Source organism: Chelatococcus sp. KU-N122, from assembly GCF_055391085.1.
The window spans coordinates 8,210,547-8,234,795 of sequence record NZ_AP043981.1; the positions used below are offsets into that span (position 1 = coordinate 8,210,547).

Consider the following 24,249-nt stretch of genomic DNA (forward strand, 5'->3'; position numbering starts at 1 on the left):
GCGACGACGGAGACCGCCATGAACAGCCGCTTCGACCCCGGCTCGATGCCGCAGTTCGACGCCTACGATCCGCACTACGACCCGCTGGTGTCGCCGGGGCCGGGCCGCAACCGCGACTACGCACCGACCTATTGGGCCGCGTCCGCCGGGCCGCCGCCGCCGGACGACGGGCCGGTCGGCCGCGACCTGGACGTCGACGTCGCCATCGTCGGATCCGGCTATACCGGGCTCGCCTGCGCCATCTTCCTCGCGCGCGAGTTCGGCATCAAGGCGACCGTGCTGGAGGCGAACCGGGTCGCCTGGGGATGCAGCACCCGCAACGGCGGCCAGGGCCAGAACGCGGCGGGACGCCTGTCGCGCTCGCAGTGGATAGAGCGCTGGGGACGCGACACCGCGCTGGCCCTGCACGCCGAGATCCTGCGCGGCTTCGAGACCTTCGAGGCGCTGGTCGGCGAGATCGATTGCGAGCCGCAGCCGGGCGGGCATCTCTATATCGCCCACAGGCAGCGCAACCTCGACAAGATCGCCGCCGAAGCGAAGGTGGCCAACGAGGTCTTCGGGTACCCGACCCGCGTCATCGGCAAGGACGAGCTGCGGCGCGATTTCGTCGACGAGGCGGAGGCGGTGGGCGCAGTGCTGGAGCCGCACGGCACCGGCATCCACCCGGCCAAGCTCGCCTACGGCTATCTGCGCCTGGCCCGCGCGCTCGGCGTCGCGGTGCATCCGGCGAGCCCGGTCATGCACATCGAGCGCGACGCCGGGGGCTACCGCCTGCGCACGCCCGGTGGTGTCGTCCGCGCCCGCGCCGTGGGCGTCGCCACCGGCGCCTACACCAGCCTCGGCCTGACGCCGGTGCTGGCGGGGCGGTGCATGCCGATCCTGTCGAATTCCATGGTGACCCGCCCCCTCACCGAGGCGGAGCTGGAGGCCTGCAACTTCAAGACAAAGCTGGTCATCACCGATACACGGACCCTGCGCTTCTATTACCGCCTCCTGCCGGACAACCGCGTGCAGATCGGCAGTCGCAGCGCCATCACCGGCGCCGACGCCTCGGAGCCCTCGCATCTCCAGCTCCTCGTCGACGGGCTCGGCCGCAAGTTCCCGGCACTCAAGGGCATCGACATCGACTATTCCTGGTGGGGCTGGGTCGACGTCAGCCACGACATGATGCCCCGCATCTTCCGCGCCGACGCGCAGGGTCTGGTCTATGCGCTGGGCTACGGCGGGAACGGCGTGGCCTATTCGGCCCAGGCCGGGCGCCGCATGGCGGAGATGCTCGCCGGCCGGCACAGCGAGGCGCACGCGCTGCCGATCTTCACCTCGCCCCTGCCCGGGCACATGTTCGCGCCGTTCCGCCGCCTCGGCCAGCGTATGCTCTACCGCTGGTACCATCTGCGGGACGAAGCCGCCTGAGCGCGGCCGTCACGGTGCCTTGGGCGGCAGGCAACCGCGCACGAACAGCCTGACCGCGCGCACGGCGCGCTCGCGCTTCGGCTCGGTGAAGTCGGCGGCTTCCAGGCCATGCACGGCGAGATAGAAGGCGGGCCCGGTGGCGGCCTGCATGAGCTGCTGGGCCGCGAAGGTGATGTCCTCGATCTCGGCCTCGCCGCGCCCCACCGCCTCCTCGAGGACCTCCTCGACGAGCCGCACCGAGCCCGCCACCGGCCCATCGAACACCGAGCGCGCCAGCTCGGGGAAGCGCTCGGCCTCCGACGTGGTGATGCGATCGAGGGCGATGATCTCGGGCGTGAGAATCCATTCGAGCAGATGGCAGACGAGCTGGCTCAGGCGCTCCTCCAGCGGCCCCTCCAGGGCCGGCGCCCGTTCCAGCGGGCCGAGGTTGCGCTCGACCACCCGATGGATCACCGCGTCGAAGACCTGCGCCTTGGTCGCAAAGCGGCTGTAGACGGTACGCTTGGTCACCCCGGCCGCGGCCGCGATGGCCTCCATGCTGGTGGCCTCGAAGCCCGACCGCAGGAACAGGGTGGTGGCGGCGTCGAGCACCCGGTGGGTCAGGTCTTCCGCCGCCTTGACCGACGGCCGGCCGCTTCTGCGGGACGGGAAACCCAAGCTGTTCGCGACCGCGTTCATCGTCACGGAGTTCCTCTACATGACCGCGGGAGGCAGACATGCCGAGGACTATCGTCATGTCCGCGGCGCCGGTCCATACGGGCGCCCATGATCCGGGCGCGAAAGGTCTCCATAATGGCACGGCACCGTGCTATTATGCGCTGTATCGTAGGCCCCACTTGGTCTGCGACCAAACAAGAGAGCGGCGCGACGACGCCGGCCACGTATTCGAGCGATCGCGCGACGGCGGCCGCCGTGACGCGATGCGCTCGGGAGGAAGCCATCGTGACGACAAGCGACATTCTGATTCCCCAGGACAAAGCCCAGGTCCTGGTCGACCCCACGGCCTACGCTTCGCCGCGGCTGCAGGAGACCTACACCTGGCTGCGCGCCAACAATCCGCTCGGCATGGCCGAGCTGGAGGGCTTCGACCCCTTCTGGGTGGTCACCAAGCACGCCGACATCCTGGAAATCAGCCGTCAGAACGCCCTGTTCCTGAGCGGCGCCCGCCCGACGACGCTGACGGACCAGGCCTCCGATGCCAAGGTCCGCGCCATGACCGGCGGCAGCCCGCATCTGGTGCGCTCGCTCGTCCAGATGGACGCGCCCGATCATCCCAAATACCGCGCCCTGACCCAGGCGTGGTTCATGCCGACCAACCTGCGCAAGCTCGAGGAGCGGATTCGCGACATCGCGCGCAAGGCCGTCGACCACATGGCCGCCTTCGACGGCCGCTGCGACTTCGTTTCCGATCTGGCGCTCGGCTATCCCCTGCACGTGATCATGGAGATCCTCGGCGTGCCGGAAGAGGATGAGTCGCGCATGCTGAAACTGACCCAGGAGCTGTTCGGCGCCCGCGATCCTGACAAGGCGCGCAAGGCGGCCGAGCTCAGCCCCTCGCAGCTGGCCGAGCTGATACAGCTCTCGATCGCCGATTTCGGCACCTATTTCAGCGCCATGAGCGCCGACCGGCGAGCCCATCCACGGGAGGACCTGGCAAGCGTCATTGCCAACGCCACCGTCAACGGCAAGCCGATCTCGGACTTCGAGGCGATGAGCTATTACATCATCGTCGCGACCGCGGGCCACGACACCACGTCGGCGACCACGTCCACCATCCTGTGGGCCCTGGCGCAGAACCCGGCGGAGCTCGCCAAGGTCAAGGCCGACCCGTCGCTCATCCCGAGCCTGGTGGACGAAGGCATCCGCTGGGCCACGCCGGTGAAGACGTTCATGCGCTCGGCGACGGCGGACTACGAGCTCAGGGGCCGCACCATCGCCAAGGACGACTGGCTCATGCTGTGCTACGCCTCCGGCAACCGCGACGAGGAGGTATTCGACGCTCCGAACGTCTTCCGCGCTGACCGCAAGCCCAACAAGCAGCTCGCCTTCGGCTACGGCGCCCACCTCTGCCTCGGTCAGCACCTGGCCAAGATGGAGATGCGCATCCTGTTCGAGGAGCTGCTGCCGCGCCTCAAATCGGTTGAGCTCGCGGGCGAGCCGAAGTTGACCGAGGCAGTATTCGTGTCCGGCCTCAAGTCGCTGCCGATCCGCTTCCAGATGGCGTGACGCCGCCACGTCCGCCTTCGACTCGCGGCTTGATGGACGGGCGCCGGCACGATTGAATGATCCTACGGAGGCGTTGGGCCCAACGGCCCAGCGACCGACGAAGAGGCGCCCAGCAAGGACGCCTGAACGAATGTGGGAGGAAAAAGCGTGAAGAGGCTGCACCTTGCGGCGGGCGCCTGCGCCGCCGCGGCTATCGTCCTGTCCGCCGTTGCGCACCCGGCGATGGCGGAGAAGGCCTACGGGCCGGGCGTCAGCGACGGCGAGATCAAGATCGGCAACACCATGCCCTACAGCGGGCCGGCCTCGTCGCTGGGCGCGGTCGGCCGGGTCGCCACGGCCTACTTCCGCATGATCAACGAGCAGGGCGGCATCAACGGCCGCAAGATCACCCTGCTCAGCCTCGACGACGGCTTCGCGCCGCCCAAGACCGTCGAGCAGACGCGCAAGCTCGTCGAGAACGACGGCGTCGCCTTCATGTTCGCGACCATGGGGACGGCGCCGAGCTCGGCCATCGCCAAATATCTCAACGGCGCGAAGGTGCCGCAGATCTTCCTGATCAGCTCGGCCTCCAAGTGGAACGATCCGAAGAACCAGCCCTGGTCGATCGCCCTCCCCTGGCAGCCGCCCTATGCGAACGAGGCGGCGATCTACCTGAGCTATGTCCGCAAGCAGAAGCCGGACGCCACGGTCGCGCTGCTCTACCAGAACGACGACGCCGGCAAGGAATACCTCAAGGGGACGCGAGACGGGCTGGGTGCCGACGCCGACAAGGTCATCGCCGCGGCGCTGCCCTTCGAGGTGGCCGACCCGACCGTCGACTCGCAGATCCTGGCGCTCGCCGCCACCAAGGCCGACGCGCTGATGATCTACGCGGTGACACCGCGCGCCTGCTCCCAGGCCATCCGCAAGACCGCCGAGATCGGCTGGAAGGGGCTCCGCTTCCTGGCGGGAGGCTGCGCCAACCTGGAGACGGTCATGAAGCCGGCCGGGATCGAGAACGCGGCAGGGCTGATCAGCGTCATCGCCTTCAAGCCGATCACAACCGGGCCGCAGACCGATCCGGCGATCATCTCCTACTTCGACTTCATGAAAAAGTATTCGCCGGAGATCGATCCCCTCAACGGCAACGCATCCTATGCCTATACGGTATCGGGCGCGCTCGTGCAGGTGCTCAAGCAGGCAGGCGACGACCTGACACGCGAGAACATCATGCGGCAGGCCGCCAACCTGAAGGACGTGGAGCTGCCGCTGCTGCTGCCGGGCATCCGCCTGAACACGAGCCCGAGCGACTTCCGCCCGCTACGCGACGGCTATCTGGCGCAGTTCAAGGGCAGCGAATGGGTGCCCTTCGGCGAGCTGCTCAAGGGCCAGTAACGGCCGTGCGGCCGTGATGCGGCATTGCACGCCAATTTCCGACCAGGTTGACCGTTCCTTGGGCAAATGCCCGTCGCTCGGTGTCATCGAAGCGATAGATGCCGAGCCCCTCTTGACTGGCGCAGCCGCGCATTAGTAGGTTCGACATCGGCAATAGAGCTACCTGAAAATCACGGCACAAGAGCCTCATCGCAACCGCCTTCCGGCGGATTGGATGGGGCTTTTTTGCGTTTAATCCATGCTCTCGGGAGAGATCCAATGACCACAGCGACACTCAGGCCCAATGCGGCCCCGGCGGCCATCCCTGTCCGCGACGTCCTGCCGTGGGCGATCTTCGGCGGCATTCTGCTGATCCTCGCCCTCTATTTCATTGGCGCCGAGGAAGGAGCCACGTCGATCGTGCCGGGCGCCTATGTCCACGAGACCGTTCACGACGCGCGCCACCTTCTCGGCTTCCCGTGTCACTGAGGAGGCCGGAGATGGTCGGCGGCCTCCTGCTGAGGGGAATGATGGCCGGCGTGCTCGCCGGCCTTCTCGCCTTCGGCTTCGCCAGAACGTTCGGCGAGCCTTGGCTGGACCGGGCGATCGCCTTCGAGCAACGCGCGAGCGCGGCCGCCGGAGAGGCGCCTGAACCCGAGATGGTCAGTCGCGAGACGCAGGCAGGAATTGGCCTGCTTGCCGGCATCGTCGTCTATGGCGCGGCGATCGGGGGCCTGCTGGCGCTTGCCTTCGCTTTCGCCAATGGCCGGCTCGGCGGCATCGGCCCGCGCGGCACCGCGGCGCTGCTCGCGCTCGCGGGCGGCGTCTCGCTCGTGCTGGTCCCAGGGCTGAAGTACCCAGCCAATCCTCCGGGCGTTGGGGCTTCCGACACGATCGCCACACGGACGGAGTTGTACTTCGTCATGCTGGCGATTTCCCTGGCTGCACTGATCGTCGCCGTGGTGCTGGCGCGACGCCTGTGGGCGTCGCTCGGCCCCTGGAACGCCGCGATCCTCGCCGGCGCAATCTATGTCGTGGCCGTGGCGGCGGCGGCCGCCGCCCTTCCGACGATCGACGAGGTACCGGAACAGTTCTCTGCTCTCCTCCTGTGGAACTTCCGGATGGCCGGGCTCGGACTTCAGGCGGTGTTCTGGACGGCTCTGGGCCTCGTCTTCGGGGCGCTTTGCGAGCAGCGCTCGCAGACGGCCTCAAACAGCCGGTACGTCTCGCGGCCGGCCCGGTGAGGCCATGAGCGATCGGCCACTGGGCAGGAGGCAAGCCATACCCTCCCACATCGAGGCCGGCAGCTGGCGGCCCGGGGCCACGCGCCGTGCCATTCTGATCCCGCTGCTGGGTTGCCTGCTGATGGTCGCAGCCTGGGCAACGCCGGCCTCGGCCCACCGCCGCGATAGCGGTGGCAATCCTGGAAAGGGCCTTGCCATCGCCCCGCTCGCCCACGGCGACATGGCTATTTTCGCGGCGCACAGGCCGCGTATCATGGCGCTCGCCGACAGGCAGGTCCGAACCGACGAATCCTTTCGACGGTTGCTGAACTACGCCCGCATACAGCACGTCTATTGCCTTTGGGGCCTCGTCCCCGGCGCGGTCACCGATGAAGACAGCTCCTTCAACGAATGCTCCCACGCCTATCTGGCCGCGGCAGGGGCGCTTCTCGATCACCTGCAGGCGATGCCGGGCGCGCAGCGCGACGCCGCGGCGATAGCGGCGGCCATCGACCGCGACCGTCTTCAATCGCCGAATGTGGCCCTGTGCCAGTACAGTGGCCAATCCTTCTACACCGGTGACGTCGTTGCGCCCGACTGGGCCGATCTGGCCGGACGGCCGCAGACGCTGGCCCTCGCGGTCAGTCTCCTGCTGACAGGGATCGGAGCCGGATGGATGACGGTCCGCAGGGCCGCCGACGTGAGCTGAGCCGACGTGAGCTGAGCCGGCGCGCCGCTTGGCCCGGCGCTTGCATAGGTTCCGTAGAGGCATCTGGATGAGCCTCGACTTGCTGGGGAGCCGAGCGGCCCAACCGGAACCTCCGTTCAATATACCGGAAGGCTAAACCCTTATAGCCATTTGGTAATTGCATAGAGGCGGTCTGACCATGAGACGTGCACGCAAGAGGACGAGCGCGCCGTGGCGGGTAGGCGTATTGTTTGCCCAAAGCGGCTGCACATCCGACATCGAAAAGACCCAGCTGTCCGGCACGCTCCTCGCCATAGAGGAAATCAACGCGGCGGGCGGGGTCAACGGGCGTGAAATCCTGCCCGTCGTCTGCGATCCGGGATCGGGCGCAGTGCCCTACTCCTACCTGGCGAAGAAGCTGATCGTGGAGGATGGCGTCACGTCGATCTTCGGCTGCTACACGTCCGCCAGCCGCAAAGCCGTCATGCCGGTCGTCGAGCGCCTGAACGGCCTGCTCTGGTATCCGACCCCATACGAGGGCTTCGAATTCTCGCCAAATATTATTTATACGGGAGCTGCGCTCAATCAGACAATAACCATGCTTTGCTCATACTTGCTCGAAAAATATGGCAAGAGAGTCTACCTCATCGGCTCCGATTACGTATATCCAAGACATACCAACCGATTTCTGCGTGACTATCTTGTCGCACACGGCGGCGTCGCCGTCGCCGAACGCTATGTCGCGATCGACGCCCCCCAGCGGGAATTCCGCCCTATCATGCGTGAGATCAAGGAGGCCGGCGCCGACGTGATCTTCTCGACGGTCGTCGGACGAAGCACCAGCTTTCTCTATCAGGCCTACGCGGACGCCGGTCTCGACCCCAAGCACATGCCGATCGCGAGCCTGACGACCACGGAGGCCGAGATCCGCGCCATGGGCGGCGATGTCGGCGAGGCACATATTACCGCGGCATGTTATTTCGAGGGCGTCGAGGACCGCGCAAATTCGGCCTTCGCGTCCCGCTTCAAGCGGCGGTTCGGAGATGAACTGCCGCCAAACGTCTGCGCGGAGACCGCATACTTCCAAGTCTATATTTTTGCCCGCGCTCTGGAAAAGTCGGATTCGGCCGATACGGACGACCTGCGGCCGTTCGTCCTCGGGTCTTCGATCGAGGCCCCGCAGGGACGCGTCAGGATAGGCTCGACGGGCCATGCCGACCTCTGGACCAGGATCGGACGGGCGAACCGAACAGGACAGTTCGATCTTCTGTTCGAGTCGCAGGCGCCGGTGCCAGCCGACCCCTTCCTGCTTTGCAGCGCCGTCGGCTGATCCCGGGCTGCGCTGACCACATCTCAGAAGGCTTTGTTTCATGAAGTCCGGCGACACGCACGAGCGTTATCCGAAAAGCACATCCGCCGTCGATGATTATTCGCGAAAGATCAGCGGCCTGGTCGTTGCCGTTCAGACCAGCATGGACGAGCAGGGCAGTTTCCTGATCAGAGAGCTGCAGCGGTCACGCGTCGATCTGCGGCATGCCTATCTGCAGGGCGGAGGCCTGCCGGCCGAGGCAGATCTCATCTACTGCGACTACGCTCCGGATCTCTCGCGTCACATTCCCTGGGCCATTGGCGAGGCGACGGCAGCGCTCGTCGTGATTCTGCCTCAGAGCGAGCCTGTGTCGCCCGCCGCCCTGGAGGCTACGACGCCGGACGCGGTGCTCGCGCGGCCGTTCACCGCCAATGCGATCAAGGCCAGCCTGGTCATGGCGTTGTCTCAGTTTCGCTACGAACAGCGCCTCCGCGGCAAAGTTGCAAAGCTCGAGGAAAACCTCCGCGCAATGCGTACCATCGAGCGGGCCAAGTCGATCATCATGACGTCGCGAAACATCGGGGGAGATGACGCATACAGCTTCATCCGCTCCCAGGCGATGGCACGGCGGACGTCTGTCAGCAGCGTCGCGGAGACCATCGTCTCGTCATTCGGCCTGCTAAACGACCTGGCTCACGAATGAGCGGCAAGCGTCGCGGGCTCGCGATGGCGGCCCTCGCCGAACGGTCGCGCCGGCGCCTGGGTGTGTTGGACCGGCTGGCGGATGCGCTGGCGCGGGCCGCTGGGCACGGCACGGCGCGCTTTGCACCGCGCACTCTGTCCATTCCTCATGCCTGCCGTCAGAAGAGGCCCCAAACGAGTTGACATGGCGAGCCGATCGCCGCTACGTTCGACAACGGCAATAGGGCCTCCTCAAATAATTTGGCAGCAAAGCCTTCCCATGTCTTTCGCTTCGGCGAAGAGGACGTGCGGGGGCTGTCCACATTTCGCCCTGCAAGTCCCTCTTAACGCTTCGTAAAAGGGACGCTATATGGCTTTGACTCTTGAAGAAAAACTGAAGAAGAGAAAAATCGACGCCCTGCGTCGCGGCATTCATCGCGTGGAGGATGAAGAAGCCGGCCTGCCGTTCAATGTGAACATTGTCGGAATCGGCAAGGCCGGGGCCGATGCCGTCACCGAGGCACTGAACGCCCTGCCGTCGGCCGGGCCAAGAATGTCCGCCCTCGTCGTCGACCTCGGCGATCAGGACCTCACGCATGTTCGTGCCGCGGCCGCCGCCTTGTCGCCCGAGCGGGCCGACGTCGAGATCGTCGCGCTCCCGCCTCCGCATGCGGACGAGCTTCACGAGACGCTCGAGCACTACGACGATTTCCTGAGGCTCGAGTATCCGCTTTTTCCGTGGAAGCCGTGCCGAGAAGGCTGGCTTCCAGCCGCCGGCGAGATGCCGGAGCCCGGCCCCAGTGCACCGCGCGCCTACGCCAAGGCCGTGTATGGCCGGGCCTACTACGACGGCGGGCGTCCCCTGGCAGCGGCTCTGCGCCGCTTCGGCGAGCGGGTCGAAGCCACGCGCGCCCAGTCCATCGTCTGCGTCGTCTTCGGGATGGGCGGCGGCACCGGCAGCGGCATCGTCGTCGACATGGCCCGCCATCTGACCAATGTCGTCCTCGGACGGCGGGCGCTCGTCGTCGGCATCGGCGTCCTGCCATGCTCCGGAGACGCGCCCGAGAACCGTGGGGGCGCCCTGTTTGCCGCGCTGAACGAATTCGATTGTCTGGGCGACGAGGGCAAGAACAAGGGCATCGTGACATCGTGCGGAGAGCTGTTTCGCAACCCGTTCACGGCCGGACTGCTCCTCGTGCCCCAGGAGCACGTCTGGAGCGCCACCCGGGACCTCGCCGCGACCCAGCGGCGGACGAGCCAGGAGATCGGCTCGCTGCTGACGGCGCGAGGCGGCGCCAACCTGTGGGAGACGTTGCGGATGCTGAACTGGGTCGCGGCGCCGTCCACGCAGCACTCGGCCGCGCGCACGCCGTGGGGACCGAAGTGGATTCACATGTTCGGGTTTGCCGATCTCGGCGAAGGCCAGCTCAGCCTCGGCGCCGGCCTGCGCAGCAGCCTCGGCATCCTCGACACCTACGTCCCGGAGTTCATCGAGTTTCGCGTGCCGTCACCGGACCTAGCCGGCGCGTCGGTCGCGAGCCAGATCGAGGCGGCCTTCGCGCCGGCCGTCCCGCCCCAGATCGCCGGCGGCGGGCGTGAGGGATCCGTCCAGTTCGTACTGCCCTCGATCAGCAAGCACGACCTGCGCATCTTCTTCGCGGCCCGCGGCGATTATGAGCGCAAGACGCGCGACCAGCGCGTTCTCGATCACTCTCTGCTGCTCGAGCAGGGCATCCTGCTCAGCGAGCCGTCGACGCGCATCGACGGCATGGCCGGCGCCAGCCTGAACGGCGGCGACGGCTGGGTCGCCGTGCCGTTGAACGAGTTGCTGGGAGACCGGCCAGAGCTTTCGGCGCGTTGAGGCCGAGGCAGCCGCTGGCGCGCCGCGCCCGTTGTCATCTCCGTCCCGAGGAAAGCCGACATGCCCCTGGTCTGGTCCGACGTGCAGAAAAAATACGGTGGCGGCGCTCGCGTTCCGACGATCACGGGCGGCAAGTTCCTGCAGGTCGCCCGCGTGACGGACGAGGCCATTCATATCGAGACCCCGATATGGACCGCGGAGCTCGCACGTGCCGACCTGGAGAAGGGCGTCCTGCTCATCGAAGACGGAACCATTTCGCCGGATCCGGGCCTTTTTGTTGAAGATTACATGCTTTATGTTACACGGAACAGAGCGACATCGACTGCACATATCTTACGAGATCTTGGATTTCTCGATCAAACGGAAACATTTTCCGTGCGATGCTAGAGCGCCTTGCGATTGGGTGGAACCACCCAATCGCAAAGAAGCGCTCCAGACTCAAAAAGCTACGAGCATTTCTCTGCAATTGGATGATCTCATCCAATTGCGAAATGCTCTAGCCGCTGAAGCTCATCTTATACGAACGTCATCTGACGCAGATGCCGCAACATTCGTGAAAGGAGAACATCATGACCGCCTCCCTCTACCATAGCGCCACCGGCGTGCAGGCCCCGCACTGCATGCACGTCGTCGGCATAGGCCGGACCGGTGCGGCCTATGTCGAGGCCCTGCTGCGCACCGGCGAGATCGAGGATCAGCTGGCCGATCCGCGAGCGACGTTCTCGGCGCTCGTCGTCGATATCGGCGATCAGGACATGGGTGTGGCCCAGGACTATGCGGCGGCCTTCAGCAAACGCCTGGAATCGAGAGGCATTCCGACCGACCGCTTCCTCTTCCAGGCGGTGGCGCTGCCGGTGCCGTCGAAGGAGGAATTCTTCGAGGGCATGAACCGGACGCGTGAATTCCTGAAGCTCGAATACCCGCGCTACTACTGGAATCCCAACTTCGAATCCTACGTCCCGAAATCCTACGTCATGCCGTCCGCCGGAGAGCACTTTCCCCGCGCCGTCGCCAAGGGCATCTACGCGAACGCTTACTACTCCGGCGAACGCCCCATGGACGTCGCGCTGCGCAACTTCGTCGCGCAGATCGAGAAGGCCGGCCTGCCGTCCATGGTCACCGTCTGTTTCAGCCTCGCGGGCGGAACCGGCAGCGGCATGGTCGTCGACCTCGCCCGCCATCTGTCGAACATCAAGCTGGGGCGCCGCATTCCGGTCATCGGCGTCGGTCAGCTTCCCCATTCCGGCGACCCGGACACCTATCGGAACAGCCCGGCGCTCTACACCACGCTGAACGATCTCGACTGCATGCTCGACGAGGACAAGAACGCCGGCGTGACGGCGGTATGGGGAGATCTGTATCGCAGCCCGTTCACGGGCGGGTTCTTCGTCGTCAACCCGGAGCAGAGCTGGCAGCGGTTGACCGCCTACACCAAGACGGGCGAGGCCGCGATCCGGCAAGGCTTCAAGGAGATGGTCACCAACCGCTTCGTGGCCGATTCCTTCATGCGCTTCGTCGTCGCCGACAATGGCCGCGACCTCTTCCGCGCCCTGCGCCCATCGGGCTTGACCGGAGCGCCTCACGAAACGGTCAGCGCGAAGGCACGCAGCTGGACGCTGTTCGACGTCGCCAAGCTGACCCATCCGGGCGTGCAGGTTCTGCCCGGCGAAGCACCCTCGAAGTGGGAGGCGGTCGTCAATCAATGGATCGACTTCGTTCCCAAGTATGCCGGCCTGAAGGACGGCTTCAAGACCGACTACGGCGAGGTGCTCATCTACGGCTCACGCAATATGCCGATGGATGATATCGCCAAGGCGTTCAAGAAGATGGCCACGAAGACGTACATGCTGGACTCCGACTCCTCTCTGCACGTCTCCACGCACGAATTCTTCGACGCCCTGACCTCTTACGCCAACGTCATCCTGCCCGGCGTGGCCAAGACCGATCTCACCGCCTTCTGGGACAGCCAGGCGGTCTACGACAAGCTGCCCTGGGAAGAAAAGCTCAACGAGCATTCATGGCTGGTCGACATCGGGCCGATGCTCTCGGAGCCGGCCATCCGCTTCGAGGGCATGGCCGGTGAGTGCATCTGGGGTTGCGCCTGCTGGGTTGTCGTCCCCTATGACGAGTTGCGTGGCGACAAGCTACCGCCGCCCAACCGGAAGGTCATCATGGAGGCCGGCATCGCGGCCATGACGAAGACCGTGGTGCCCACACCCGGCGGCGCGCCGGCCAAGCCGAAGAAGGCGCCGGCTCCCGGCGAACTGGCCCCGGCGTAAGGCCCGGCAGGGACACGCCCGGGCCGAGGGTGCAAACCACCGGCCCGGTGCGAAAGGAACCTTCACTGGAGAGTGCACGATCCTCGCCGAGGGCGCCTCCAGATTTGCACGGGAAAGGCCAGGCCATGCCCATCAGCGAAACAGCCGCAAGACGGAGCGGGCGCATTCCTGCCACCGTCGTGACAGGCTTTCTCGGGTCGGGAAAGACGACGTTGATCAACCGGATTCTGCGGGACCAGCACGGCAAGAGGATTGCCGTGATCGTCAACGAGTTCGGCGAGATCAGCATCGACGGACAGCTGGTCGTGCAGGACGATCAGGCCGAGCTCGTCGAGTTCAATAACGGCTGCCTATGCTGCACGGTGCGCGGCGATCTTGTGGAAACGCTGGCGAAGCTGCAGGAACGTGCGGGGGAGCTCGACGGCATTCTCATCGAGACGACCGGGCTGGCGGATCCGGCTCCGGTCGCGTCGACGTTCTTCGTCGCGGACGAGGTCAAGGCGGGTATCAAGCTGGACGCCTTCGTCACCGTCGTCGACGCCGTCAATCTCGACACCAACCTCGATCAGAGCGCCGAGGCGGTGGAGCAGGTCGCCTTCAGCGATATCGTCCTGATCAACAAGACCGACCTCGTCGGGCCGGACAAGATCCGGGAGGTCGAGGCCCGCGTCCGCAAGCTCAACCCGCTCGCCATCATCCATCACACGGCGAACGCCGACATCGATGTCGGCAAGGTCATCGGCGTCGGCGCGTTCGATCTGGTGCAGAAGCTCGAGGTCGACCCCCAGTTTCTCGATGATCACGAGCATGAGCACGACGCCAATGTGACCTCGTTCGTGATCGAGGAGGCCGGGCTCGTCGACATCAACCGGTTCGCGCTCTGGATGAACCAGCTGGCCCAGGAGCGCGGTGACGATCTCTATCGGACGAAGGGCATCTTCAACGCCCAAGGGTTCAGGGAACGGCTCGTATTCCAGAGCGTGCGCATGCTGACCACGATGAGGCCAGACCGCCCTTGGACCGAGGGCGAGAACCGGGTGTCTCAGTTTGTCGTGATCGGTCGCAACCTCGATCGAGCCGAATTCGCGGAAGGCCTGGCGCGCTGCGTCGTTCCGATGACCCGCGTGGCGTAGGGCCGCCAACCCGATGGATGCCCCGCCGCCGTTCCAGGCCAACGCGCGTGAGCTCCTCTACCGCGTTCATGTCTTTTGTTGCACCAACGAAAGGCCGAAAACACATTGGCGCGGCTCCTGCGGCGGGCGCGGCAGCCGGCAGCTATGTGACTATATGTGCCGGCTCGGCATGGTTCTCGGCGCCAAACGCATCCGCATCAATCACGCCGGATGCCTCAACGTCTGCGAACATGGTCCTGTCATGGTGATCTATCCCGACGGGATCTGGTACCGCTACGAGACGGAGGCCGACGTGGAGGAGATCCTTCGCTCGCATGTGCTCGGCGGGGTCCCTGTCCAACGTCTTGCCGTATCGATCGATCCCAGCACCCTTCATGGCTGACCGCGCAGGCTGCGACGCGGCGCCGACGCCTAGAGCATTTCGCCATTGGATGGACCCATCCAATGGCAGAGAAATGCTCATAGTCTTTTGAATCCGGAGCGCTTTCTCGCGATTGGGTGAGTCCACCCAATCGCAAAGCGCTCTAGGCTCGGCCCCGCTCCTCGAACAGCCCGCGTGCCGCCGCGAGGGTTCCCGTGGCATGATGGGAAGCGGCCGCGCTCGACGCCCAGGTCGGCGACGGCGTCGCATCGCGAGTCGGACCCGCCGAGGATCGACGATGGTGGCCAGCGACAGCTTTGCCGAGTTCCTGCGCGAGCAGCTCGCGCCCCTCGGGCGCATCACCATGCGGCGCATGTTCGGCAAGACAGGGGTGTTCTGCGACGGGTTCATGCTCGGAATGGTGAGGGACAACACGCTCTACGTCCGGGTCGATGACGACAACCGGGCAGCTTTCAAGGAAGCGGAGGCGCTTCCTCCCCTCAACTACGAGAAGCAGGGCAGCACCATAGACCTCGCGTTTTGGCGTGTGCCGGAGCGCATGTTCGACGAGCCCGACGAGCTCGTCGCATGGGCACGGTTGGCGCTGGGAGCCGCGCGTCGGGTCGCCGTGAAGCGGGAGCGGACGCCGCCACGGCGAAAAGCTCAGCGCCGCCTGGGCGGATCACGCGAGACGGGATGACAGGAACCGCGCGATCTCGCCGAAGGCCTCTTCCGTCTCCGGGACGAAGGAGGCGAGAAACTGGGCGTGGCTCTGGCCTTCGAACACCTGAAGCGCGGCGTCGACGCCGGCCCGTCGCAGCTTGCGGTGGGTGCGCACCGTGTCGCTCAGCAGGAGATCGCGCGTGCCCGACGTCAGGATCGCCGGCGGGAAGCCTTGGAGGTCGCCGAAGATCGGCGAGATCATGGGATCGCGCAGGTCATGGCTCCCGGCGTAGAGCCCGGCCGCCGCGCCGACCCAGCCGGTGTCCGCCACCAGGACGTTGTCGACGTAGGCATTCGCCATGACCGAATCCCCTGCCCCGGTGAGATCGGCCCAGGGCGTTCCGGGAGCGATCGCGGCAGGCAGCGGAAGGCCCTCAGCCCTGGCACGCAGCACCATGGCGAGGGCGAGCCCGCCGCCGGCGGAGCTGCCGTAGATGCCCATCCGGCGCGGGTCGTGCTCGGCCGTCAGCGCCCGCCATACCGCCATGGCGTCGTCCAGCGCCGCCGGATAAGGAAAGTCCGGCGCCATGCGGTAGTCGATGGAGATGCTGCGGAAGCCGCCGTAGCCGGCCATGAGCATGGCTTCGCCGGCCCCCGCCTCGCCGGGATAGAGCACATAGCCGCCGCCGTGCACATGCACCAGCAGGCGGTCGCGATTTGCCGCCGGCAAGTCCTCCGGTGTGACTGCGAAGATGGGAACGCCGGCGATCCGGCCCGGCTCGACGCGGACCTTGAGCCGCTCCTTGATCTCTGCCAGGCGCGGCGTCACCGCCTCGGCGCTGCGGCGCGCCAGCTCGTTCCACGCCGCGGGCGTGCCCGGCACGACGTCCCAGCCGGCGGGATACGGCGCGGCGATGCGGGCCTGCAACTCGGGGCTGACCGTCCCCGGCACCGGCAGCGAGCGCGCCGGCAACGCCCGCGCCGCGAAGTCCGCAGAGCGGGCGAGCGCCGCACCGATCGCGCCTCGCATCGCCGGCAGGCCGGCGAGCAGCGGCGCCAGCGCTACGAGCCGCCGAGTCGGGCCGGCGAGACGTCGTGGTATCGAGCTGGCCATCGTTCCCTCCGCCCCGTAAGCGCTCGAGAGCCAAGAGGTTGGAGCATTGACGAGGCCAAGGACAAGCTCGATGCTACCGCCGTGAACGAAAAGCCGTCCGAAGGCGGCAACGGGAGGAACGGCATGGAACAGCCCCGCATGGCGGCTTTGCGGCTCTTTGCGCTCACGGGCCTGGCGCTCGCTGCGTCGGCGAGCTCCGCCCTGGCGCAGAAGACATACGATCCCGGCGCGAGCGATACCGAGATCAAGATCGGCAACACCACGCCCTATAGCGGGCCCGTCTCGCCCTACAGCCTCATCGCCAAGACCGAGGCGGCCTATTTCCGCATGATCAATGACAAGGGCGGGATCAACGGACGCAAGATCAAGCATATCTCCTACGACGACGCCTACAGTCCGCCGAAGACCGTCGAGCAGACACGCAAGCTGGTGGAGAGCGACGAAGTGCTGCTGGTCTTCAGCGCGCTGGGCACACCGACCAACACGGCGGTGCAGAAATACCTGAACGGCAAAGGCGTGCCGCAGCTGTTCATCTCGACCGGCGGCAGCCAGTGGGGCAATCCCAAGCAGTTCCCCTGGACCATGGGCTATACGCCGACCTATCGCGGCGAGGGCCGCATCTACGCCCGCTATATCCTGGCCAACCATCCGAATGCCAAGGTCGCGATCCTCTACCAGAACGACGACTACGGCAAAGATTACCTCAACGGCTTCAAGGACGTCGTCGGCGACAAATATGCCAAGCTGGTCGTCGCCGAGGCGACCTACGAGGGCAACGACCCGACGATCGACAGCCAGATCCTGCGGCTACAGGCATCCGGTGCCGACGTCTTCTTCAACGTCACGACGGCCAAGTTTGCCGCCCAGTCGATCAAGAAGATGGCCGAGGTCAACTGGAAGCCGGTGCACCTGCTGAACAGCGTGTCGAACTCGGTGGGATCGGTGCTGAAGCCCGCCGGCTTCGAGAACGCCAAGGGCATCATCTCGGTGGCCTACCTCAAGGACGCCACCGATCCGCAGTGGAAGGACGACCCGGGCTTCAAGGAGTGGTCCGCCTTCATGGACACCTACTTTCCCGAGGGCGATCGCAACAACTCCTTCACCGTGCTGGGCTTCTGCACGGCGCGCACCCTGGTGCGCGTGCTCGAGCAGGCCGGCGACAACCTCACCCGCGCCAACGTGATGAAGCAGGCGGCCAATTTGAAGGACGTGGAGGTCGGCATGCTGCTGCCGGGCGTCACCGTCAACACCAGCCCGACCGACTACTTCCCAGTGGAGAAGGAGCAGCTGCAACGCTTCAACGGCGAACGCTGGGAGCTGTTCGGCCCGATCGTCAGCGGCGAGTGACGACCGGACGTCGGCGTCGCCCTGGACACCGATGATCCTGCCCTGCTCGAGCATCGCCCGATCAGACGAGACCGTCTGATCGGGTGAAACGCCCCAACGTCTTGAATGGGATGCTCATCCACCGCGTCGTTGCTCGAGCGCGAGCGTCACATCCTCAAGATCGTCGAATATCATCGGCGCGCCGATCTTCTCGAGGACGCCGGCGCGGTTCAGGATCTCCATCGGCTCATTGTGGAGCTCGGCGATTCCAAGGGCGAGCCCACGCTGGGCGAACGCGGCGTGCACCTCCTCGAGCATGGCGGCCGCCGTCGAATCCAGCTGTGCGACGGCGCTGGCGTCGAGGATGAACCACCGCGTGCCGTCAGCCAGCTCCCTCGCGTGGCTTTCGAGCCGGGCTCTGACGTAGTCCACATTGAAGAACAGGATGCTGCCCTCGATCAGGCAGACAGCCACACCGGGGACCGGTCGCGCCGCCTTCGACCGATGCAGCTTGTAGAAGCCGGATTGTCCGGGAATGCGCCCGAGCATCGCATCACGGGGACGCATTTCCTTGAGCAGCACGTAGAGAAGCGTCGCCGCAACGGCGATCACGACGCCGCTCAGCACGCCGAGACTGACGGCGCCCCACATGCCGATCAATGCAAAGACGAACTCCATGCGGCTGACGCGCCAGACCGTCCGCAAGCCGGCCACGTCGATGAGGCTCAATGCGGCAGCGGCGAGAACCGCGCCCAGCGCGGGGACCGGAAGCAGCCGAAGAGCGCTGTTGAGGTAGAGCAGCATGATCGTCAGCGCGAGAGCCGCCACCAGCGCCGACATCTGCGAACGACCGCCGGCCGACATGTTGATGGCGGTGCGCGAGTCCGACACGGTGACGGGGAAGCCGCTGAACAGACCCGACGCGATGTTGGCCGCCCCGAAGCCGACGAGCTCCTTGTTGGTATCGACCTCGAAATTGCCCCGCGCGCCAAAGCTGCGTGCTGCGACGAGGCCGGAGCTGAAGCCGACCAGCCAGACCGCTCCGGCACCCAGCAGCAGCTCCCTGATCGACAGCTTGATGTCGACGGGGAAGGACAAGGCAGGGAGCGCCTCCGGCAGGCTTCCGACGACCTTGATGCCTTTGCCTTCGAAATCGAACAGCGCCGAAGCGACGCCAGCCAGCACGACCGCGACCAACGGCCCGGGGATGGGCGAGCGGACGCGCGCCAAGACCATCAGGAGCGCGAATATCGCTGCCCCGAGCATGACCGATGGCCAGTGGATCAGGTCCGCCTTCCGAAGGAGCTCGATGAATGGCGGGAACAGGCCGTCGGACTCGATCTTGACGCCCGTAAACCGCCCGATCTGCCCGACGAGGATGGAGATCGATATCCCGCTGATGAAGCCGATCAGGATCGGCCGGGACAGAAAGGCGGCAATCGCACCGAGCCCCAGCTTGCTCGCTGCCAGGCAAAGAACACCGACGGCGAGAGCCAGTGCCGCAGCGGCGACGACCCGATCGGCCGGCGTCGCGGCGGTCATGCCGGCGAGAACGGCCGCGAGCACAGTCATGGTCGCCGCATCGGGGCCGACCATGAGCTGGCGGGAGGGCCCGAACAGGGCATAGCCGACCAGCGGCAGGATGCTGGAATAGATGCCCACTTCGACGGGCAGACCCGCGATGGCCGGGTAGGCGATCGCGCTGGGGATGGCGACGGCTGCGACCGCGAGCCCCGCGGTGATGTCAAAACGCAGCCAATCCGCTCGATAGCCCGCAAAACCGCTGAGTATCGGCAATCCGGTCAACATGGACTGACCTCACGAGCACGCAACATGAGGAAGCGTGAGATGAGCAACCGGGGGTCATTCAACCCAATTTCCGCAACGGCAGGACGTGCCGATTTTCTGTGCGGTTACAACTGCGAACATCGGCAATACAGCCGCCGATGTCGCGGCCGTGAGCATCGCGCGATTGCCGGGATTCGACGCCCCCTACTTTGGGATGATCCGCAAGGTGGCCAGGACCGGTCTGCTCAAGGTCCTCCCGTCTCCGGCCGAATGGCCCAACGGCGAGCCCTCGGCATCCGCCTGCGCAAAATGCTCCAGCCGGCAGCCGATGACGACGCGTCAACCATGCCTCATGCCGTCGCCCCTCTGCTCCACGAACCGCGTCTCGCAAGACGGCAAGCAGCGCGCAGAGCGCATGCCCGCCGCCGCCTGTTTGATCTCCCAAGGCTTGAGGCGCCTCGGGGCGACGCGAAGGGTCCCGGCCTCGCGAGCCCGGCCATGGGCGTACGTCGAGCCGGCCGGGGTCAGTGCTGGGCCGACGGCCTTGGCGACTCATCGACGACGGTGCAACGCGCCAGCTCCGTCAGACATTGCTTGGCCCGGACCTGACATTCGGTAAACCGCCGCAGGGCGCGCGACAAATGCCTCATGGCGTCCGAGCCACTGCTCGCTTGCGGCATGTCCTCACCCAGGGCGAAGGCATCGCGTGCCCCCTCGAGCAACCGGTCGAAATAGCCGGACGCGAGGACCTCAGGCTGATGGATGCGGATCTCGGCGCATCTGCTGTCCGCACGCTCGAGAATTTGTGCGGCCGACGCTCTCGCGTCGCCAAGCAGCTCTTCAGGCGTGCGTCGGAGCCGGATCTCCCAGAACTCATTCGTCTCATCGTAATAATAATAACCATGTCCGGGTATATGCATGATTGCATTGCGGTTGGCAGGGCCGATGCACCCCATGTAGATGCCTTGATCGCCGTCGTCCGGCTGCATGACCGCCGTAAACGCATTGACACGATGGCAGACAGAGCTTGGCCAGGGAGCTCCGGTCGCCCAAGCTATCTCACGCTCCCGGTGCGACATTCGCTGGCCGTCGTCCCGGTATCGTTCCGGCGCGCTGGTCGAATAAATTTCGACAATTCCGTCGAGATCGATATGGCCGTAACTTGCACGCAGGGCCTCGAACAAATAGCGGTTCCGGCCCTGCGAGCTCTTCGTCGACAGCGCTGACGCAAGTTGCCGCTCGCCCAGATGCGCGACCGACGCCGGCTTATCCTCGATCCATCCCTCTACGACATTGAACTGGTAGCCGTGTCTGGCGGGGGCAAATCCGCCTGAGGACCTCGGATGAACCGAGTTGTTGTTGGCATACAGGAAGTCATAGCTTCGGCCGGCGTCATCGAATGAAACCTCCCGGATAATGGGATCTACGCCGACCGCGAGCGACGGGCGTGCCTCGCAAACATAACCATACGAAGCGTCAGCGTAGAATCCGCCCACGGAGCCGAGGATACTGCCCACGTCACCGATCGGCCAGCTCAGCTCGTTGCGCAGCGCTTCCTTTGCCGAGCTCGCGAATCGAAGATTATGGAACACCGACGCTCCACGCCTGAGACCGTAACCGCGATCGCTGCCGCCTTCGATACCGTGCAGCCCCCCGCCATGATGGATATAGGCAAGACCTTTGTTGTTCATTCCGGGATGCCCGGCAAAAAAGTACTGTCCCAGGCCCGGGATAAAGCCGACGATCGAGAACGGCGTGTAAATGAAGGCGTTACCTTCATCGGGAAATGCGACGACAGTCGCCTGGAACGTGCAATCGTGATCCGTCGACGAGCCGGCGATCAATCGCCGATCCCGGGTCGCAGCTCCCCAGGCGCAGGCGCCGCTGCAGAGGTCGACATTGCTGTCAGCCATATTCTCGGCGACGCTCTGCCCTCCGAAGTAGGACGCGTCCGCCTGCTCTTCTGCGTCGCCAGCGCTGCCGTCGGCAAGGTCACGAACCCCATGGCCGAGGATGCCGGCCTTCACCGGCTCGAAATGCCCCGTCCATAGTTGAATGACGTTCAGAAAATTCAGCTGAAGGCCGGCCTGTGCGGCCGCATCGACCCAGCCGCGGGCCATCTCAGGGATCTCCGGCGCATACGTCTCAAGCTGAGCAAGCCATTTCTTAATGATCTCGATTTCGTCGTCCGCAAATTCCCGCTGTGAAATTTGCACGAAGGCCCATTTTCCAAAAATATCTATAACCTGCTCGACGTACTGGCGCCCCATCTCGTAAGATGATCCGGATATGACTATGATGGGACATACCGACGGCACCACCGGAACATCGTCCGCAAACTTGATCTCGGCCTCTTTCTTATGGATCAGGATCTCATCTCGATACTTACCCGCCGCAACGTTCGAGCGGCGTGATTCGGGCTGAGACAATATAGAGCTCGACTCGTTGGCGATATGTGTCGCAATATTAAACAATCTCTCTGCCTCGACCGCATCTCGGCGATCTGCGGTATATTCGGCAAAGTACATATACGTACCGCCATACCTTCCGGCGTGCCATTTGGCCTTGCTGCAGAAAAGCACAGCCAGATCAATGTTGCCCCGCTCCCGAGCGTATACATCCGAGAGTGGAAGGTGATTGATCAACGCTCGGTTGGCATCGTAAATCGCATACTGCGCCGTGCGGGCCAGTTCCGTCAGCCTTTCGGCTTGCGCTTGCCGCGTCGATTGAACGGTCGGAACCACGGGATCGCTACTGGCCATCGAAGGTCTCCTACTTAGTCTTGCCCGTCCGAGCGGGCAGAGCGGAATCAAGTTCTCTCTCGAGCTCTCTCAGATCAGCCGTTATCGACCGGATCATCGCCTTGGGATCCTTCTTGAGCGATCGCCCGCCGTCCGATCGCGTCAGCCCATGAAAGGCGATGTCGACCAGCTGGTCCGACAATTCCTGGGGGCTCCTTCGGCCGCCCGGCGAGTACCACCAGGACGTCCAGCTCGCGATCCCGAGCACGGCCAGTGCCGCCGTCCTGGAATCCATCGGCCGTATCTCGCCGGCGGCGATTCCGTCCTCGATCAACCTGGAATAGATCGCAAGAATCCGGCGACGCCCGTGCTCGAACTTTTCCTTTATGTCCGGGGGCATTTCCGCCGCAAGCTGGTCGAGCACACGCAGACGCGCGCCCCCGGACAAACGTCCATCGACGAACGTCGAGAGCAGCTCCCGCAGCCGATCCAGGGCGGATCCCTCCTGGCTCGCCGCCGTCCGTTCGAGCCTATCGGCTGCCGACGTCGTATGCTCCTCGACCAACGCGGCGAGGATTTCGTCCTTGCTCTTGAAATAATGGTAGAGCGCAGAGCGGCTGAGGTCCAATGCCTGGGCCACGTCGTGGATCCGTGTCTGCGCGTAGCCCTTTGCCTCGAAGACTTCCGCCGCCTTCGTGAGAAGCTCTTCACGGATCAATTCTCTGCGCGGGCTCGGTGGGTCGATTTTGGTGCTCATAGTGCCCAACGATAGTTGCCCCACTTGCGTGGGCGGGTTGCGCCGAAATGCGCGACTCTTCAGGCCCTTCTTCATATTCGATCGGTGAGAGCCCGCCCAGCGCCGCGACGGTGGCGTTGCTGTCGGCACATTCCGCAGCCGTGACGTGACAGCTTCAGTGCGCAGCGAGCCCTTGCGGCGAACGCGACCGCGTATAGAGTTCATAGAATCCCGGGCAGTATTCCGGCAGGCGCTCCGCGTCGACGCGGCCCGTCCGGGTCAGGAAGCTATAGACGAAATCGAGCGGCTCCTGTTGCACCACCTGGGCCAGATTTTCATACCAGGTGAAGCTTTTCTCCGCGGCCACACGGAAGCGTTCCCGCATCGGCCGTCTCAGCTCTTCGAATTTTCCAAGCGCGAGCGGCACGCTCTCGGTCTGATCGATCGCCTCGAACAGGGCTGCGGCGTCATCCATGGCGAGCCGCGTTCCCGAGCCGATCGAGTAATGGGCGGTGAGCAAGGCGTCTCCCAGCAGAACCGCATTGCCGGCGGACCAGTGCGCGTTCGTGATCACCGGGAAGCGACGCCAGACGGAGCGATTGTCCATCAGGGAGTCGCCGTCGAGCTCCGGAGCGAAAACGGCCTCCATGATGGCCCGCCGCTGGTCATCGCTCATGCCGGCGAAGCCGGCCTGCTCCCAGGTGGTCGCGTCGCATTCGGCGACGAAGGTGCTCATGGACGGAGTGTACGGATAGCAATGCCCGACGAACCGGCCAAGCGGCGTTTCGCGGAAGATCAGGCTTCCGGGCGTCATGGCCCGCTCCACCCCATACCAGGCGAAATGATTGGTGAGGTAATGGACGCTGGTCCCGAAGCCGTCGCCATGCAGGCGACGAATGACCGAGTTGGCTCCGTCGGCGCCCACGACGAGGTCGTAGCCGGAGAGCTGGTCCAGGCTCTCGATGCGAATATCGTGACGCAGATCGACACCGACGGCGGAGCAGGCTCCCTGAAGGATTTGCAGCAGATCCAGGCGGCCGATCGCCCCGCCGATCTGGGCGTACTCGAGAAGAATGTCGGCCCCGTTGATGTGAATTCGCTGCTCGTTGCCGAACACCATGCTCTTTGTGATGTGGTCGTGAACCTCCGGGTCCATGCTGCGGATCCGCTCCCGCGCCTTGCCGCCAAGCCCGACGCCGAACCCGAAGGTCGCGCCGGGCGCGTTCTGCTCGAACACGGTGACGTCATGGCCTGGAGAGTGCCGCTTGAGCAGGCGGGCAAAGTAGAGGCCGGCCGGCCCGCCACCGACGACTGCAATTCGCATATGAATCTCCACGTTCTTGTTCTAGATAGC

General features: G+C 65.1%; 21 protein-coding genes. 15 read left to right on the forward strand and 6 right to left on the reverse strand.

Going from position 1 to position 24,249, the window contains the following annotated elements; genetic code table 11:
* Positions 1–18 precede the first annotated feature (18 nt).
* On the forward strand, positions 19–1,413 hold the full coding sequence (locus tag ACZ5PO_RS37025; protein ID WP_464187929.1) for an NAD(P)/FAD-dependent oxidoreductase: 1,395 nt from the start codon (positions 19–21) through the stop codon (positions 1,411–1,413).
* A gap of 9 nt (positions 1,414–1,422) precedes the next feature.
* On the opposite strand, the gene ACZ5PO_RS37030 is transcribed toward ACZ5PO_RS37025, so the two are convergent.
* Positions 1,423–2,091 carry a TetR/AcrR family transcriptional regulator gene (locus ACZ5PO_RS37030; RefSeq protein WP_464187932.1) on the reverse strand — a complete coding sequence of 223 codons (669 nt, stop codon included), beginning with the start codon at positions 2,089–2,091 and terminating at the stop codon, positions 1,423–1,425.
* Between the two features lie 264 nt (positions 2,092–2,355).
* Between ACZ5PO_RS37030 and ACZ5PO_RS37035 the strand changes: the two genes are divergently transcribed.
* From ACZ5PO_RS37035 to ACZ5PO_RS37095, 13 genes are all read left to right on the forward strand, one after another.
* A complete protein-coding gene (locus ACZ5PO_RS37035) occupies positions 2,356–3,639 on the forward strand; it encodes a cytochrome P450 (protein ID WP_464187934.1) in 1,284 nt (427 codons plus the stop codon).
* Positions 3,640–3,786: 147 nt separating this feature from the next.
* Positions 3,787–5,013, forward strand: a complete 1,227-nt coding sequence (locus ACZ5PO_RS37040; RefSeq protein ID WP_464187936.1) for an ABC transporter substrate-binding protein — start codon at positions 3,787–3,789, stop codon at positions 5,011–5,013.
* A gap of 258 nt (positions 5,014–5,271) precedes the next feature.
* Positions 5,272–5,481 carry a CbtB domain-containing protein gene (locus ACZ5PO_RS37045; RefSeq protein ID WP_464187938.1) on the forward strand — a complete coding sequence of 70 codons (210 nt, stop codon included), beginning with the start codon at positions 5,272–5,274 and terminating at the stop codon, positions 5,479–5,481.
* Between the two features lie 11 nt (positions 5,482–5,492).
* A complete protein-coding gene (locus ACZ5PO_RS37050; RefSeq protein ID WP_464187940.1) occupies positions 5,493–6,236 on the forward strand; it encodes a CbtA family protein in 744 nt (247 codons plus the stop codon).
* Between the two features lie 121 nt (positions 6,237–6,357).
* Positions 6,358–6,924, forward strand: coding sequence for a hypothetical protein (locus ACZ5PO_RS37055; RefSeq protein ID WP_464187942.1), 567 nt, complete (start codon positions 6,358–6,360; stop codon positions 6,922–6,924).
* 178 nt (positions 6,925–7,102) lie between these two features.
* Positions 7,103–8,233 (forward strand): transporter substrate-binding domain-containing protein, encoded by a 1,131-nt coding sequence (locus ACZ5PO_RS37060; RefSeq protein ID WP_464187944.1) that lies wholly within the window; start codon positions 7,103–7,105, stop codon positions 8,231–8,233.
* Between the two features lie 40 nt (positions 8,234–8,273).
* On the forward strand, positions 8,274–8,915 hold the full coding sequence (locus tag ACZ5PO_RS37065) for an ANTAR domain-containing response regulator (protein ID WP_464187946.1): 642 nt from the start codon (positions 8,274–8,276) through the stop codon (positions 8,913–8,915).
* Between the two features lie 348 nt (positions 8,916–9,263).
* On the forward strand, positions 9,264–10,754 hold the full coding sequence (locus ACZ5PO_RS37070; RefSeq protein ID WP_464187948.1) for a hypothetical protein: 1,491 nt from the start codon (positions 9,264–9,266) through the stop codon (positions 10,752–10,754).
* Positions 10,755–10,814: 60 nt separating this feature from the next.
* A complete protein-coding gene (locus ACZ5PO_RS37075; RefSeq protein WP_464187950.1) occupies positions 10,815–11,141 on the forward strand; it encodes a hypothetical protein in 327 nt (108 codons plus the stop codon).
* 182 nt (positions 11,142–11,323) lie between these two features.
* Positions 11,324–13,033 carry an FtsZ/tubulin family protein gene (locus tag ACZ5PO_RS37080; protein ID WP_464187952.1) on the forward strand — a complete coding sequence of 570 codons (1,710 nt, stop codon included), beginning with the start codon at positions 11,324–11,326 and terminating at the stop codon, positions 13,031–13,033.
* Positions 13,034–13,158: 125 nt separating this feature from the next.
* Positions 13,159–14,166, forward strand: a complete 1,008-nt coding sequence (locus ACZ5PO_RS37085) for a CobW family GTP-binding protein (protein WP_464187954.1) — start codon at positions 13,159–13,161, stop codon at positions 14,164–14,166.
* 13 nt (positions 14,167–14,179) lie between these two features.
* Entirely contained in the window at positions 14,180–14,548 is a 369-nt protein-coding gene (locus ACZ5PO_RS37090; protein ID WP_464187956.1) for a (2Fe-2S) ferredoxin domain-containing protein, read from the forward strand.
* A 277-nt stretch (positions 14,549–14,825) separates the two neighbouring features.
* The gene (locus ACZ5PO_RS37095) at positions 14,826–15,227 is read left to right on the forward strand and encodes a TfoX/Sxy family protein (RefSeq protein WP_464187958.1); all 402 of its coding nucleotides are present in this window, start codon (positions 14,826–14,828) and stop codon (positions 15,225–15,227) included.
* Here the strand turns inward: ACZ5PO_RS37095 and ACZ5PO_RS37100 are convergent.
* Positions 15,210–16,304: an alpha/beta hydrolase gene (locus ACZ5PO_RS37100; protein WP_464187960.1), complete on the reverse strand. Its 1,095-nt coding sequence runs from the start codon at positions 16,302–16,304 to the stop codon at positions 15,210–15,212. The two genes, ACZ5PO_RS37095 and ACZ5PO_RS37100, sit on opposite strands and share 18 nt — an antisense overlap.
* Positions 16,305–16,427: 123 nt before the next feature.
* Between ACZ5PO_RS37100 and ACZ5PO_RS37105 the strand changes: the two genes are divergently transcribed.
* Positions 16,428–17,651, forward strand: a complete 1,224-nt coding sequence (locus ACZ5PO_RS37105; protein WP_464187962.1) for an ABC transporter substrate-binding protein — start codon at positions 16,428–16,430, stop codon at positions 17,649–17,651.
* Between the two features lie 114 nt (positions 17,652–17,765).
* On the opposite strand, the gene ACZ5PO_RS37110 is transcribed toward ACZ5PO_RS37105, so the two are convergent.
* The 4 genes from ACZ5PO_RS37110 to ACZ5PO_RS37125 form a co-directional block, all read right to left on the reverse strand.
* Positions 17,766–19,439, reverse strand: a complete 1,674-nt coding sequence (locus ACZ5PO_RS37110) for a SulP family inorganic anion transporter (RefSeq protein ID WP_464187964.1) — start codon at positions 19,437–19,439, stop codon at positions 17,766–17,768.
* Between the two features lie 503 nt (positions 19,440–19,942).
* Positions 19,943–22,180 carry a hypothetical protein gene (locus tag ACZ5PO_RS37115; protein ID WP_464187966.1) on the reverse strand — a complete coding sequence of 746 codons (2,238 nt, stop codon included), beginning with the start codon at positions 22,178–22,180 and terminating at the stop codon, positions 19,943–19,945.
* Between the two features lie 10 nt (positions 22,181–22,190).
* Positions 22,191–22,916: a TetR/AcrR family transcriptional regulator gene (locus ACZ5PO_RS37120; protein ID WP_464187969.1), complete on the reverse strand. Its 726-nt coding sequence runs from the start codon at positions 22,914–22,916 to the stop codon at positions 22,191–22,193.
* 154 nt (positions 22,917–23,070) lie between these two features.
* Entirely contained in the window at positions 23,071–24,219 is a 1,149-nt protein-coding gene (locus ACZ5PO_RS37125; RefSeq protein ID WP_464187971.1) for an FAD-dependent monooxygenase, read from the reverse strand.
* Positions 24,220–24,249 lie beyond the last annotated feature (30 nt).

Excerpts from the sequence above, each read along its gene's own strand:
- ACZ5PO_RS37025 (WP_464187929.1), top strand. The coding sequence starts at position 19 with ATGAACAGCCGCTTCGACCCCGGCTCGATGCCGCAGTTCGACGCCTAC.
- ACZ5PO_RS37030 (WP_464187932.1), bottom strand. The coding sequence starts at position 2,091 with ATGAACGCGGTCGCGAACAGCTTGGGTTTCCCGTCCCGCAGAAGCGGC.
- ACZ5PO_RS37045 (WP_464187938.1), top strand. The coding sequence starts at position 5,272 with ATGACCACAGCGACACTCAGGCCCAATGCGGCCCCGGCGGCCATCCCT.
- ACZ5PO_RS37050 (WP_464187940.1), top strand. The coding sequence starts at position 5,493 with ATGGTCGGCGGCCTCCTGCTGAGGGGAATGATGGCCGGCGTGCTCGCC.
- ACZ5PO_RS37055 (WP_464187942.1), top strand. The coding sequence starts at position 6,358 with ATGGTCGCAGCCTGGGCAACGCCGGCCTCGGCCCACCGCCGCGATAGC.
- ACZ5PO_RS37060 (WP_464187944.1), top strand. The coding sequence starts at position 7,103 with ATGAGACGTGCACGCAAGAGGACGAGCGCGCCGTGGCGGGTAGGCGTA.
- ACZ5PO_RS37065 (WP_464187946.1), top strand. The coding sequence starts at position 8,274 with ATGAAGTCCGGCGACACGCACGAGCGTTATCCGAAAAGCACATCCGCC.
- ACZ5PO_RS37070 (WP_464187948.1), top strand. The coding sequence starts at position 9,264 with ATGGCTTTGACTCTTGAAGAAAAACTGAAGAAGAGAAAAATCGACGCC.
- ACZ5PO_RS37075 (WP_464187950.1), top strand. The coding sequence starts at position 10,815 with ATGCCCCTGGTCTGGTCCGACGTGCAGAAAAAATACGGTGGCGGCGCT.
- ACZ5PO_RS37080 (WP_464187952.1), top strand. The coding sequence starts at position 11,324 with ATGACCGCCTCCCTCTACCATAGCGCCACCGGCGTGCAGGCCCCGCAC.
- ACZ5PO_RS37085 (WP_464187954.1), top strand. The coding sequence starts at position 13,159 with ATGCCCATCAGCGAAACAGCCGCAAGACGGAGCGGGCGCATTCCTGCC.
- ACZ5PO_RS37090 (WP_464187956.1), top strand. The coding sequence starts at position 14,180 with ATGGATGCCCCGCCGCCGTTCCAGGCCAACGCGCGTGAGCTCCTCTAC.
- ACZ5PO_RS37095 (WP_464187958.1), top strand. The coding sequence starts at position 14,826 with ATGGTGGCCAGCGACAGCTTTGCCGAGTTCCTGCGCGAGCAGCTCGCG.
- ACZ5PO_RS37100 (WP_464187960.1), bottom strand. The coding sequence starts at position 16,304 with ATGGCCAGCTCGATACCACGACGTCTCGCCGGCCCGACTCGGCGGCTC.
- ACZ5PO_RS37105 (WP_464187962.1), top strand. The coding sequence starts at position 16,428 with ATGGAACAGCCCCGCATGGCGGCTTTGCGGCTCTTTGCGCTCACGGGC.
- ACZ5PO_RS37110 (WP_464187964.1), bottom strand. The coding sequence starts at position 19,439 with ATGTTGACCGGATTGCCGATACTCAGCGGTTTTGCGGGCTATCGAGCG.
- ACZ5PO_RS37115 (WP_464187966.1), bottom strand. The coding sequence starts at position 22,180 with ATGGCCAGTAGCGATCCCGTGGTTCCGACCGTTCAATCGACGCGGCAA.
- ACZ5PO_RS37120 (WP_464187969.1), bottom strand. The coding sequence starts at position 22,916 with ATGAGCACCAAAATCGACCCACCGAGCCCGCGCAGAGAATTGATCCGT.
- ACZ5PO_RS37125 (WP_464187971.1), bottom strand. The coding sequence starts at position 24,219 with ATGCGAATTGCAGTCGTCGGTGGCGGGCCGGCCGGCCTCTACTTTGCC.